This is a genomic window from Moorena sp. SIO3A2 (assembly GCF_010672265.1).
Lineage (GTDB): Bacteria > Cyanobacteriota > Cyanobacteriia > Cyanobacteriales > Coleofasciculaceae > Moorena > Moorena producens.
Map to the genome: position 1 here is coordinate 40,483 of NZ_JAAHHC010000018.1, position 13,292 is coordinate 53,774.

Here is a 13,292-nt window from a genome sequence, read left to right on the forward strand (position 1 = left end):
GCTATCAAGGTTCCCTTTCAGTTTTTCTTGAGTCTTCCGATTACAGAGTTTTGATCTAGTATCAACAGTTGAAGCGCCCATCTATCACACCTCCAATAGAACCTATGCAAGCCTATTTTAGGACTGGTTTGGTTTTGATGGATCATCTACCCCAGACTTTGGCAAAAATTGTAGCGCCCATTCTACCTGGCGGACCATTCCTCTGAGCATGTTGATCTCTTCTGTGGTGGGGGTTGCTCGGTTTAATAGACGTCGCAGCTTTTCCATCCGTGCTGCTTTGGTATGGGGGTAAAGATAACCAATTTTCAATAGTAGGGCTTCTAGATGGTTAGAGTAGCGTTCTATCAGGTCCAAAGGAGCAGAATCTTGGTAGGGGGGAGCGGGGGATAAGGGTTGACTTGGGACGGGTGATGGCTGGTGTGTACTTTGATAAAGTTGATATTGATAAAGTTCATAACAGCACACTGTTACGGCTTGGGCTAGGTTTAAGACTGGATAGGTGGAACTAGTGGGAATCCGGACAAACCGCTGAGCATGATTGAGTTCATCATTGCTCAATCCCCTAGATTCAGGCCCAAAAATCAGGGCAGAGGTTACGCCAGCTGACAATAACCAGGGTAAGGCGGTTCTGGGATGTTCGAGAGTAGTGGGGATGGCGCGGCTACGAGCGGTGGTTGCGATCGCTCTTTGACACCCGACTAAGCCATCTGGTATGGTTGCTACGACTTGGGCTTTTTCTAAGATATCTACCCCGTGCACTGCCATCTGCTGTGCGTCTTGGCTGAGATGGTCACACTGAGGATTCACTAGCACGAGCTGCGATAACCCCATATTTTTCATCACTCGTGCTACAGAACCCACATTCAATGGACCAGCGGGTTCTACTAAAACAATCCTGACTCCCATATACATTTTCAAGGTTGAAGGTTGTTCTTGCCCAGGCGTCCCTTGTTGGGTAGGTTGAAGGTCACCCTTCAACCACAAAACAGTTGCACCATTTGTGCAAGTTCAAGACTTACGCCAAACTGGGCAACAAACGCGCTGATGTTGTAGGCTGCGTTATTAAGGCACCCTACAGCTAGAGTCCCTTAGAGTCGTTCCGTAAGTCCTGCTCCCTCTTATCCCTGGTGATGGGAATGGTGCTATGTTTGAAGGCAACTTTGGTATTAACCACTTGATATTAACCTGAGTTGGACTCAAGTCTGGACTAAAAATTCCTCTGGATCAGTATTCCAATTTACCCAGCGAATTGCCTCACGGGCTGATTCTACATGAGGCGGCACTCGCATAATGTGAACAAAGTTGGTGCTAGGACAAGTCATCTTGAGTAGAAAAATTGGCTCGATATCGATATCGTTATTAATTTTTAATAGGGTGTATTCTTCCCAGGAATCTAATCGCTGTGCTTCTAGGTCTTGGCAAATTCGGGCGTAACCAATCCCCTCAATCAGGACTCGCCTAAGTTCAGCGTTGGGTTCTTCTAAAAGCCACCCAGCTTGCCACTGCTTGGGGTTGACTTTACCGTATTTTTCTGGTAATTTCACGCCATGATAAGAGTATAAGCTGAATCCATCGGCAAACTCCATGGCTGGCTGTCCTTCTCTATGAAGGCGGTGTTGAGTGTCAAAGGAGAGCTTGGTTGGGCGATCGCAAACGAAGCAGATGTTTTCAAATGGGAACATCCAACTACAGTGTTTGGCTAGGGATTGGAATATTTGCCATGTGGTTTGATGGTGAGGGCAATTTAAGACGGAAATATAAAAGTCAAACCGACTACTGTAAATACTCCAGTATAAGGGTGACATGAATAGTCTCAATTCAGTCCCAAGTTGTTCAAGTACTTGCAAGCCCAGTCGAATTCGCTGTTGGCTAACTTTTGAGGTATCTAGTTCATATAACAATTGGTTTTGCAATTGCCTGTGTAGTTGGGTTCCCATGGACGTGTCCAAGGGTTGCCACAGTTTCTCTTCAAGTTGACGGCTAATCCGTTTAATGTTAAGCTTTTGCCCGAGTTGGTAGAGTAGCTCTTGTTGGAGTTCTTTGCCGAGTTGGGTGTTGAGATGTTGCCGTAGTTGACTGATTAATTGACTCTCTAGTCGTGGCTGGAGTTTACTCTCTAGTTGGCTGTCAATGTGTTGCTGGAGTTGGTTCAGGATAATTTTAAAAAAACCGTAAGGGCTATCACAAAAAACAATATCTGGTACTGGTTTGCCAATGGCTGTATAGGCAGCGTTTATGGCTAGTGTTGCTTCGTGACGATCAATAACTCCAGTTAAAAAAGATAAGTTGTGCCATTTTTCTTGATAAAATGAAATTAAAGTCTCTTGCTCTGGGGTAAGATGTTTTATGTTGGGTTGCCACATATCGCTATATCTGTGTTTTATATTCCCATTTAATCCCGATTTGACAATAGTGCTGAGTGCTGAGTGCTGAGTGCTGAGTGCTGAGTGTAGTAAGTGGGGAAGTGTTTTCATCCAACGGTAGTTAGCTAGGAGTTATGGGATCTAATTAGTTATTCAGGTTAAGCTGGGTGTTTTTATACTAAAGTAGGTTTTTTTGTAACAATTATTCACAAATTAGGTAAGCTCTCAGGTATTAGGTAAGCTCTTAGGTAATGCGCTACGCGCACGCTACGCGAACAGCTATCAGCTTGTGTTTGACTGCTTAGGATTGAGGATTAAATAATATGGCTATTCGGTACATTTTCTGCTAAAATAATAAGTTAAATTAAATAAACCTACTACGTTATATAGCTTTGATATTTTGATAGTTTATTTTTTAGGCTAAATTAGCATACTAATTACGGAAGAACCCCCCTCTAGATCAATCATCGCTGTATTCTACAACGCTAGATTTTTTGAAATTGGTTATAAGATAGCTACGATAAGAAATTACTCGTCGCTAATCACAATTACCAAAGCATGAACTGGTTTACCCTATCCCGCAAACACTGGTCAACTACCAAATTCCTAGCTTTATTCCTCTGTAGCTGTTTCCTAATTATTAGTTGTGGTGGTTCTCCGAGCAATCAACAGACAGGTTCCTCCATCACCAGTAACAGTAATAGACTCACCATCGGTACTACCCTAAAACCGAGAACCCTCGATCCAGCCGATGCCTACGAACTAGCAGCTAGTAACATCCATTACAGCTTAGGCGATCGCCTTTATACCTACAAGCTGGGTACCTCAGAATTAGTGCCACAACTGGCAACTGCTATGCCTACCATCAGCAAGGATGGCTTAACTTATACCATTCCCCTACGCCAAGGTGTAGTCTTTCATGATAACACCCCATTTAACGCTGAAGCCATGGCATTTTCCTTGCGTCGGTTTATCGAAAATGGTGGCAAGCCCTCTTCTCTACTGGAAGGTTTGGTAGATTCGATTGAACCCTCTGGAGAGTACGAACTGACGATTAAAATCAAAAATCCCTTCGCTGCCTTTCCAGCACTGTTAGCTTTTTCTGGAACCTGTGCTGTTTCCCCCAATGCCTATGAAATTGGTAGTGGTAAATTTGAACCGACCAAATTTGTAGGCACTGGTCCTTATAAGCTAGTCAAGTTTAGTCCTAATGGGATTCGCCTAGATGTGTTTGAAGAATATTGGGGTAAAAAACCCCCCAATCAGGGATTAAACGTTCAAATCCTCACCAATTCGGCTAATTTATTCAATTCCATCAAGACCGGTGCTGTAGACATTGGTTATCAAAGTTTAGATCCCGATCAAATCCTCAGTTTGCAAAAAGGAGCAGCTTCTGGTGGTTGGCAAGTCATAGAATCTCCCAGCAATAATATTAACTACATGGTGCTCAATACTCAGATGGCACCCTTGGATAAACCAGAAGTCAGACAAGCGATCGCTGCGATTGTTAATCGTAAACTGATCAACGACCGGGTGCTAAGAAACCAAGCTGCACCAGCCTTTAGTATCATTCCCACTAGCTTTGATGTCTCCAAGCCCACCTTTAAAGACGCCTACGGTGACGGTAATATTGCCAAAGCCAAAGAACTGCTAGCCAAAGCGGGATTTACTAAAGACAATCCGTTGACATTAGAAATTTGGTATTCCTCAGGTTCAGCAACCCGGCAACAACTTGCGAGTCTTCTGAAAGAATATGCTGCCCAGGAACTTGGGGGAATTGTGGAAATCCAGCCCCAAACTGTGGAGTCAGCGAATTTCTTTGGCAATCTAGGTAAGGGAGTTTATCAGAGTGCTTTAGTCGATTGGTATCCTGACTTTTCTGACCCCGATAACTTTATTCAGCCCTTAGTCAGTTGTACTAAAGGTTCGGAAGGGAAAGGGTGTGAAGCCGGAGCCAGTCGTTCTCAAGGATCCTTTTACTATAGCGATCGCATCAATAAACTGATTCAGCAACAGCGTCAGGAATCAGATCCAGCCGCTCGAAAGCAGATTTTTGCTGAGATCCAAGAACTGTTAGCAAAGGATGTACCCTTAATACCCTTATGGCAACCAAAGGAATATGCTTTTGCCCAGTCAGGGTTAAAGAATGTCCAGTTAGACCCAATTCAACAATTGCCACTGTGGGAGATTGATAAGGGAAATTAGGTTAACGGGCTGCCCCCGTGCTTTAAGCCGGGGGAAAGTTCAACCCCCCAAAGTTCTACTTCTGTTGGATTGACAAAATCTTCATTAACTGGTAAGTTTTGGTTAAAACCAATATTAATAGGAATAAAGCCAAGTACAAAAGAACTGAAAAACATCACAGCAACCACATCAAGCTGACTGAAATAATTTTGGTTTGACCCTTGAAAACGACTCATATTGACCTACCTCGTTTTTTTAGCCTTTCTTCTCAGTTTCAACGGGTAATGTAGGTGATCAGGTGTGTTTTCGAATATAGTTTTATTTATAATTTTATGTATAGTTTTATGTATAGTTTTATAATTAAAGTTTATAGGTAAAGCTTGACGCCTATTTTGAGGTCTTAATTTTTCAGCAACAAATAGTATAACTCTCCCGTATCATTAATCAGCCCTGCCCGATTACCTGCTAATTTACCAGTACCCATAAATATATCCACTCGACCCGGCCCTTTAATCGCACTACCAGTATCCTGATCCAACACATAGCGACTGACTAGCCTAGATTCCAACTGACCTACAGCATTGGGATAAGGGATACTAGTCTGGATAAGGGCCAAGGCTCCTGGAGGCATGATAGATTTATCGGTAGCAATCGAGCGCTCAGCCATTACTGGCAAACCAAGACTACCGGTAGCAGGTGCCCCCCTGGTTTCCCGAAAGAACACAAAACTTTTATTGCGGGGTAAATATTGACTCAGTTCCGTCGGTGAAGTGCGGAAATAATCGATCACCGCAGGCAGGGTTAGCCCTTCTAGCTCCATCTTGCCATCGTTAACCAGTTGTCCCCCGATACTAGTGTAGGGATGACTCGTCTTACCGGCATAGCCCACGCTCATCAAGGTGCCATCCGGCATTCTAACTCGCGCTGAACCCTGAACGTGAACCAAAAACGCCTCTAAGCGATCGCGTAACCAAACTAGTTCTTTCCCTCGTAGTGGGCTATTTTTCCCTAAACCATCCCATCCTTCCAATGCCGCACGGGTTGGGTGAGGTTTTTGCCAACGTTGGAAATCAGAAGGTAGTCGGTAAAGGGGATAGCGATACTCAGCACTAGGTGTGCGACTCCCAGCATACACTGGCTCAAAATAACCCGTGAACCCAACAGTTCCCTGATTGTCCTTCCCCAAACTCTTGTAAAAGACAAACTCTTGTTGGATGGCTGCTTGCAGCGCTTTAGGAGTAGGGGACTTGATCAGGAGTTGGCGGAAACGGACTAGAGAACGGCGGACGCGATCGCGAGTTACTCCTGGTACGGAATAGTTTTGGTAAGCCTTAGCCGCACTAGGGGTTTTCAGATAACGCAAGCTATTGTCTATCGCCCTCAACATGGCTCGCCAGTCCCCTGACTTACCACCAGGACGCTTCCAAAGCTGTTCATCTAAACCCAATGGATCCTGATTGAACTGAACAGTCTCTAGTTGAACCGCTTGCAGCGGAACACTAGCAACTGCAGCACCACTAATCGGTAGGATGGCTATTCCTATGGTCAGGGAAATCCTAGTTAGAGTTTTTCTCATACTTGCCAAGAATTCAATCACCAGCTATTGCCGAGTCAAAGCAGTCAAGCTGCATTAAAAACGTTCGACGCTACCAGAGAAAATAGGTTCCACCCGGATAGCAGCGATCCGAGCAGGACGTACTACCATGTACTCCCCTTGAACATTTTTAATGGGTACGCTAATGAAGTCTTCAGAGTTAGATTTTGGGATAAGTTCGCCACTATACCACTTTTGAAACTCTTTAATTGTGGCAAACCGTACTTCTTCCCGGTGACCACTTGACAAAAGAATGTGAACAGCGTACTCGTCTGGGGTTCTTGGCATCGAAAATTCTCCTTAATCCATCCCAACTATTATCAGCGACCTTGAAGGGGAAGGCAAAAAGTCATTGCTCCAAGTTCAAAGGGATTCCCAATACACCAAATCCCCTTACACCTCCTTTGTCCTTTATCCACCAGTCTTGCTTGAGATTTACAGATTACTTAGATTGATAAATTAAACCGTTTCAGCAAATTTTCCATCACCGTTGGCAACATTTGGCGCAGTTCCTGTGGACTTTGGTAGATCAGCTGCTGGTAGCTAGGCAGATCAAAAGGAAACTGTCCTGGTAAATCTGGTCGCTCCATTTTCACCAGCAAAATCTGTTCCGTCGGCTTAGCCGTTAAAGCATAGCCGATTTCCACACAAACATAGGGACTAGGGATAAGTAAGGGTTTGTTTTCCGTTGCTAGACCAGCCACCGGGGTGCCATCAGCAATGAATACCAGACTTTTGCGGATTTTACGCATCTGGGTACTCCCCAGGCGCATTGGTTGACCAATTGGGCGTCGGGATTCTTCTAGGGTTAGGGGTAAACGCGATCGCTGATTAAAGGTGTCTAGGGTATCTGACAGGGTGCTACGCAAAGCCTCACTAGAGGCACTGTATTCAGTCTGGTAACTCACAAAGATTATTGGCGACAGTTGTGCCATTACCTCTCGCTTCGTGAAGTAAATCTCGTGAGAAATCAAGTCAATATTGGAAATGGCATAGCCCCCACTACCTTCTATGTAGAACTCCACCGTTTCCCCTGCTAGGTAGCGCTTAAACCATTCAGAGTTTTTCACATCCTGGCTATCATCCAAAAAATCTGCTCTTAAGCCTGACTTAAGCAAACTATTTTTGCTCAAACGCAGGTCATGGTGGCGTTTCTCCAATTCTTTGATGGGTTCGTATTTCTGGAGATACCAGGCTTTTAGGGCAATAATGGCCATGATGTTTTCTAATAGGCACGGTTTCCCGACGCCCGCAGCTAAAATTCTCGTTTCGGAATTTTAGCAGTAACAGGTGATATCTTCACCACATTCATCCGCCAGATAAGACAGTGCTCGGAAGCGCAGGGCTACCACTTCATCATAGACAGGATTGAGTTTACACAATGGTGGAATCCGAAGTAGAGTGCGATTGAACAGTTTAATCTGCCGTTCAAAAGGACACTGGGCTGGAATTAGTCGGCAGAGACGGTGGGCTAATTTGGGGTTATCAACCTCAATTTGGTTCAGCCACTGCCGTAATGACTCCAGCAGATCAAAAGTCTTCCTGGTCTTGCCGGGTAAGGCAGGAATTGTAACCTTGGAGGAATCTGTTCCTGGGTTAATCCAAACCCGGCTTGTAATGATTAGCTTACTTATTGTATAATCAGATACACTCATGTCTTTTACCTGTGATACTACTAGTAGGCGGTAATCCAGTCGCCTGTAATATAACTACACAAGATATCTTTCTCATACCGGATTGACAGAGGATCATTTTTATGCATATCTTGCCAGAGCAAGATAACACCCCCCCCTCTGCCTGAGGAGAGCCGATATTGGTGGTTATTACAGGCATACCGCCTTTTTTTTGTCCTTACCCTATCACTATTGGAATAGGGTCTCTTCGCCGCTGGAAATCAGCAGCTGATCTTAAAATCGAATTAAATATATATAGTCAATCGACACAAACATGGCTAGGTCAGGAAAAATCCTGGAAAAATCCTATAGATAGCAGTTAGTGTAAACCAGGTAAGCTAATACCCATTTACGCTACTCAATTGCAGCCATTGGTGCGCGATAGTTCCGAGGGACATAAACTGAGCTTTTGGTTTAGTAATCCAGCCTCAGCTCCTTCGCTACAGGGGCATCAGAGTTGATAACTGGCAAGCGCAGCTTTTCCAGTAGCGCGCTTAAAGCATAGTTGACTGTTAAGGGTTAAGGATCAACTGCCAACAAGCTGTGATCAATTCCAATAGATCAGTTTAGTGTGTACCAGCTTATCTGTGAAACTAGCTTATCTGTGTAATTAACTGCATCTACTGATATGCTGCCAAGATCCGTAATGACCAAGCTTGGTCAGTCTTACGGAACTTTGGCAATTTGGCAATAGGGATTGAGTAATCACACTGATTAGAATAACTCATCACACTGATTAGAATAACTCATCAGTGAATCTAATGTCATAAAAAAAAAGACTGACTTCAACATTGAGTTGTTTCCTGAGTGTTGAAGTCAGTCTTTTTGGGAATTAAGAACGAAAATAAGGCAAAAAGGACGCCAAGGGCGAACCTTCACCCTTCTGCTTATGATGCCACCTTGGCAGTAGAGCGCCGACGTCGTGTACCTGTGACCTTAACTGGTGGTTCCTCTGGGGTTTGCAGCAAGAACACCAACAGCGGACGACTTCTGAGTTCCCGGCGAGCTAAACGCTGGAGGTCAGCTTGAATTTGCTTTTGCAAGCCTTCCCAATCAATTTCCGTCGGTTTCCCTGTCAAGGATTTATCAAAATCTGACCAGCGATCGCTTAATGTCCGTTCAATTCTTTTGATCACCAACTGTTGCAGGAGGGATGTTTCTAACGGTGAGACCACACCCCGCAGATGAATTTCTGGCTTGGCAAGGAGTTTGCCATCCCAACTGATTGCTGCAGCTACAGTCACTACTCCATCTCCAGCCAACTGCTGACGTTCTTTCATAACATTGTCATGAACAATACCAGTGCGGTCTACCAGTTCAATACCTGAGGGGACATTACCTGTAATACTAATGCTGTCCTCAGATAACTCCACTACATCCCCATTGTCGGTAATCACAGTATTTTCCACAGGGATACCCATACTATGAGCCATCAAGGCATGTTTAACTAGCATCCGATGTTCACCATGCACCGGCATAAAGAATTTTGGTCGTGTTAGAGCCAACATCAGTTTATGGTCTTCCTGAGCACCGTGACCAGAAACATGAATGCCATGCTTACGACCATACACTACATTGGCTCCCAGCTTCATTAACCGATCAATGGTATTCACCACCGCAATCGTATTACCAGGAATGGGGTTGGCAGAGAAGACAACTGTGTCCCCTGCTTGGATTTGAATTTCCCGGTGTTCCCCTTTAGAAATCCGAGTCATTGCGGCTAGCGGTTCCCCTTGAGAACCCGTTGTCAGAATCAGGATTTTTTCTGGCGCTATATTTTTAATTGCTTTTAACGGCTCAAACAAGTTATCTGGGCATTTAATGTAACCCAGGCTACGAGCGTGGGCAATCACATTCAGCATGGAACGACCCACAATTGCCACCTTCCGGTTTTGTTTTTGGGCGATATCCAGGACTATACTTATCCGGTGAACTGAGGAGGCAAAGGTAGTCACTAGGACTCGTCCTGGTGCTTGGGCAATGGCCCGTTCTAGATTCGGATAAACCGAACGTTCAGATGGAGTATGTCCGGGAACTTCGGCGTTAGTCGAGTCACTCATCAAGCACAAGACCCCTTTTTCCCCATGTTCCGCTAGTGTTTGGAAATCGAAGAATTCTCCATCGACAGGGGTATGGTCAACTTTGAAATCACCTGTATGGATAATCACACCCACTGGCGTATGAATGGCAATGGTAAAGCTATCAGCAATTGAGTGAGTGTTGCGAATAAATTCTACAAGGAATGAAGAACCGATATGTACCGTTTCACGGGGCATTACAGGTTTCAATTCCGTGTGATCAGCTACACCAGCTTCTTCTAGCTTGCCTTGAAGTAATGCCATGGCTAAGCGGGGTCCATAAATCACGGGAATATCAAACTGCTTTAAATGATAGGGAATGCCACCAATATGGTCTTCATGACCGTGAGTGACAATCATGCCCTTGATTTTGTGACGATTTTCCCGTAAATAGGTCATATCGGGGAGGACGATATTAATTCCATGCATCTCATCATTAGGAAAGCCAATCCCAGCATCTAAGAGCAGGATTTCGTCATTGAATTCAAAAACACAAGTGTTCTTGCCAATTTCATGGAGTCCGCCTAGGGGAATAATTTTTAAAGCTGGTTTAGATGTTTGCTTAGTCATTTTAATCCTCGGGGGGTTTTTGATAGTAAAAATTTGATAAAAGTGATACCAATTACCTTTTTAATATAGATATAAATTACACATATAAAGCAATGATGTATAGCTTTTTATGCTAAAATCATTATTAGCAAATAAACGTGAAAATAATAGGAAATAAAATAATATAAAATAAAAAAATAGTAAAAAATTAGGGATAAAGGAAGCCAAAATTCAATCAACCCTTTATAGCTAACTAATCTCCCTCGCAATCCCTAACATAGTCTTCGCTAAGCAGTCATTCATCTTTCCTCCCTTACAAAGCGAAGATAGATCTGATCAAAGGTAATTGTTACCAAAAAATGAGTACTGATTTAAATTAAATCCAGCTCAATTAGAACCTCCTTTAAACGGGATTTTAATTCAGAGGGTAGTTCGCACAGGGGTGAGCGAAAACTACCCACCTGCCAACCTTGAAGTTCTAGTGCTGTTTTGATCGGGATAGGATTGGTAGTACAAAAGAGTACTTTAAATAAGGGAAAAAGCTTGAGGTGAATTTGAGTAGCCTCGGTAGTTTTACCCTCCTCAAAAGCTTGAATCATCTGTTGGATTTGGGAGCCAACCAGATGACTGGCTACACTAACTACACCTGCTCCTCCTAGTGCCAGGGTGGCTAGGGTAAAGGAGTCATCGCCAGAATAGATGGCAAAATCTGGTGGGGTTAAACGCCTAATTTGACTAGTCTGTTCAAAGTCGCTACTAGCCTCTTTGAGAGCTACGATATTAGGAATTTGGGCTAAACGAGCAATCGTCTCCGGTTGGAGATTTTGTCCTGTGCGACCCGGTACATTGTAGAGCATCAGGGGAAAGTCAGGACTCGATTTTGCGATCGCTTGGAAATGTTGGTATAGTCCTGACTGTGGCGGTTTATTGTAATACGGTACAACTTGTAATGATCCATCTAACCCTAGTTTAGCAGCTTTTTCAGTAGCAGCGATCGCTTCTTCTGTAGAATTTGAACCCGTTCCAACAATTACCTTGGCTTTACCTGCAACTGCTTTTTGGACTACTTGGAATAGCTGGTACTCTTCATCCCAGGTAAGGGTAGGAGATTCCCCAGTCGTACCACATACGACCAAAGTATCTGTCCCATTGTCAACCAAATGAGCTGCTAAGTGCTCTGCCACAGCATAATTGACGCTGCTATCTTCCCTAAACGGCGTAATCATCGCCGTTAGCACACGTCCAAAATTGACCACCCTTTTCTAACTCCTCATTAATTATTGGTCATTGGTCATTGGTCATTATTCATTAGTCATTATTCATTAGTCATTGGTGTAGCTTCTGTGCCAGAATACTTTTTGCGAGCGACAAAGGACTTTTGACAAAACCCGACAAAGGACTAAGAACTAGGGACTAAGGACTTTAGCCAATTTTTGGCTACCAATAACTCAGCAATTTGCACTGCATTCAAGGCAGCACCCTTACGAATCTGGTCTCCACTCAACCAAATTTCTAGACCACAAGGGTGAGAAAGGTCTTGTCGAATCCTACCCACTAGTACTTCGTCATTACCGGACGCATCAATAGGCATAGGGAAGTAGTTCGCCTGCCAATCTTCTACTAGTTTTACTCCAGGGGCAGTGGCTAATATTTCTCTTGCCTGAGCCACTGGCATGGGTTGGTCGAATTCTAAGTTAACTGCTTCTGAGTGAGCACGCAGTACGGGAACCCGTACACAGGTAGCACTAATTTTTAACTGTGGAGCATTAAATATTTTGCGGGTTTCATTGACCATCTTCATTTCTTCCTGACAGTACCCCTGCTCATTTAAAGGGGAGTTGTGGGGGAACAAGTTAAATGCCAGGGGATAAGGAAAGCTTTCTGTTGGTGGCGTTCCTCCTTCCAAAATTGCCTGAGTCTGTAATTTTAATTCTTCCATTGCTTTCATTCCAGCACCACTAGCGGATTGATAAGTAGCTACCACTATGCGTTTTACTGGCTGTACCTGATGTAATGGCCATACTGCCATACCCATTAAAATCGTAGTGCAATTGGGATTCGCAATAATTCCTTGATGATTTGCTGCTGCCTCTGGATTGATTTCCGGAATCACTAGAGGCACTTGTGGATCCATCCGAAAGGCACTGGAGTTATCAATGACCACTGCACCACTTTTTACAGCAATAGCCGCCCAAGCTTTCGACGTTGCCCCCCCAGCTGATGCTAAGACCAAATCTACCTTATCAAAAGAGTGCTCTCCCACCGCTTCCACTGGTAACTTTTCTCCCTGAAAGGGGATGACACGACCAGCAGAGCGGGGTGAGGCTAACAGCTTAAGGTCAGCCAGTGGGAAGTTTCGGCTTTGCAAGAGTAACCGTAGTTCTTCACCTACGGCACCCGTTGCGCCTAAGATGGCAACGCGAACTTGACTAGACAAATGACTTTCCTCCACTCATTCAATTCAACATAGTAAATATTTTGATAATTTCATCAGTGCATTCTTTAAGAGTATCTAAATTTTTTTTCCCTTACTAGGTATTTAACCTCTGATAACGGTTCGCTATAGCAGGGTAAGCGAAATAAAAATTGATCCAAAATGTGATATGGCCCAAGGGTTATGACCATAATAAGCCTTGATTCTCAGTACTATTGCACTTTTGTCTCAATATTGTTGATAATAATGCCTCCTTATTGATTCTTGGCCTTACCCTGTTCCCTATCTTCCCTTGGCGTCTTAATAAAATGCCTGGAATTACCACATAAATAATAAACTTATCAATTAGCGCGAGTGTAATCGCTCACACTGCCCTATTTAGCCCGGGCCAGAGTCATCGACTGGCGTGTTAGGTAC

At 44.0% G+C, this 13,292-nt stretch carries 11 protein-coding genes; 1 reads left to right on the top strand and 10 read right to left on the bottom strand.

Annotated features, from left to right (window positions below):
• Window positions 1-117: 117 nt before the first annotated feature.
• Together F6K64_RS20720 and F6K64_RS20725 are read right to left on the bottom strand one after the other, a co-directional pair.
• Window positions 118-912, bottom strand: coding sequence for an RNA methyltransferase (locus tag F6K64_RS20720; protein WP_044493650.1), 795 nt, complete (start codon window positions 910-912; stop codon window positions 118-120).
• Window positions 913-1,196: 284 nt separating this feature from the next.
• Complete coding sequence (locus F6K64_RS20725; RefSeq protein WP_008185782.1) at window positions 1,197-2,363, bottom strand: DUF6745 domain-containing protein; 1,167 nt, start codon at window positions 2,361-2,363, stop codon at window positions 1,197-1,199.
• Window positions 2,364-2,921: 558 nt separating this feature from the next.
• Here F6K64_RS20725 and F6K64_RS20730 point away from each other — a divergent pair.
• Window positions 2,922-4,568 carry an ABC transporter substrate-binding protein gene (locus tag F6K64_RS20730; protein ID WP_008185781.1) on the top strand — a complete coding sequence of 549 codons (1,647 nt, stop codon included), beginning with the start codon at window positions 2,922-2,924 and terminating at the stop codon, window positions 4,566-4,568.
• Here the strand turns inward: F6K64_RS20730 and F6K64_RS20735 are convergent.
• From F6K64_RS20735 to F6K64_RS20770, 8 genes are all read right to left on the bottom strand, one after another.
• Complete coding sequence (locus F6K64_RS20735) at window positions 4,565-4,783, bottom strand: hypothetical protein (protein WP_008185779.1); 219 nt, start codon at window positions 4,781-4,783, stop codon at window positions 4,565-4,567. The two genes, F6K64_RS20730 and F6K64_RS20735, sit on opposite strands and share 4 nt — an antisense overlap.
• Before the next feature lie 164 nt (window positions 4,784-4,947).
• Complete coding sequence (mltA, locus tag F6K64_RS20740) at window positions 4,948-6,123, bottom strand: murein transglycosylase A (RefSeq protein ID WP_008185777.1); 1,176 nt, start codon at window positions 6,121-6,123, stop codon at window positions 4,948-4,950.
• 54 nt (window positions 6,124-6,177) lie between these two features.
• A complete protein-coding gene (locus F6K64_RS20745; RefSeq protein WP_008185775.1) occupies window positions 6,178-6,429 on the bottom strand; it encodes a hypothetical protein in 252 nt (83 codons plus the stop codon).
• Between the two features lie 158 nt (window positions 6,430-6,587).
• Complete coding sequence (locus F6K64_RS20750; protein WP_008185773.1) at window positions 6,588-7,358, bottom strand: hypothetical protein; 771 nt, start codon at window positions 7,356-7,358, stop codon at window positions 6,588-6,590.
• 60 nt (window positions 7,359-7,418) lie between these two features.
• The gene (locus tag F6K64_RS20755) at window positions 7,419-7,796 is read right to left on the bottom strand and encodes a Mo-dependent nitrogenase C-terminal domain-containing protein (RefSeq protein ID WP_008185771.1); all 378 of its coding nucleotides are present in this window, start codon (window positions 7,794-7,796) and stop codon (window positions 7,419-7,421) included.
• Window positions 7,797-8,701: 905 nt separating this feature from the next.
• The gene (locus F6K64_RS20760) at window positions 8,702-10,462 is read right to left on the bottom strand and encodes a ribonuclease J (protein ID WP_008185769.1); all 1,761 of its coding nucleotides are present in this window, start codon (window positions 10,460-10,462) and stop codon (window positions 8,702-8,704) included.
• A gap of 350 nt (window positions 10,463-10,812) precedes the next feature.
• Entirely contained in the window at window positions 10,813-11,697 is an 885-nt protein-coding gene (dapA, locus tag F6K64_RS20765; protein ID WP_044493598.1) for a 4-hydroxy-tetrahydrodipicolinate synthase, read from the bottom strand.
• Between the two features lie 143 nt (window positions 11,698-11,840).
• The gene (locus F6K64_RS20770; protein WP_044493596.1) at window positions 11,841-12,878 is read right to left on the bottom strand and encodes an aspartate-semialdehyde dehydrogenase; all 1,038 of its coding nucleotides are present in this window, start codon (window positions 12,876-12,878) and stop codon (window positions 11,841-11,843) included.
• Window positions 12,879-13,292 lie beyond the last annotated feature (414 nt).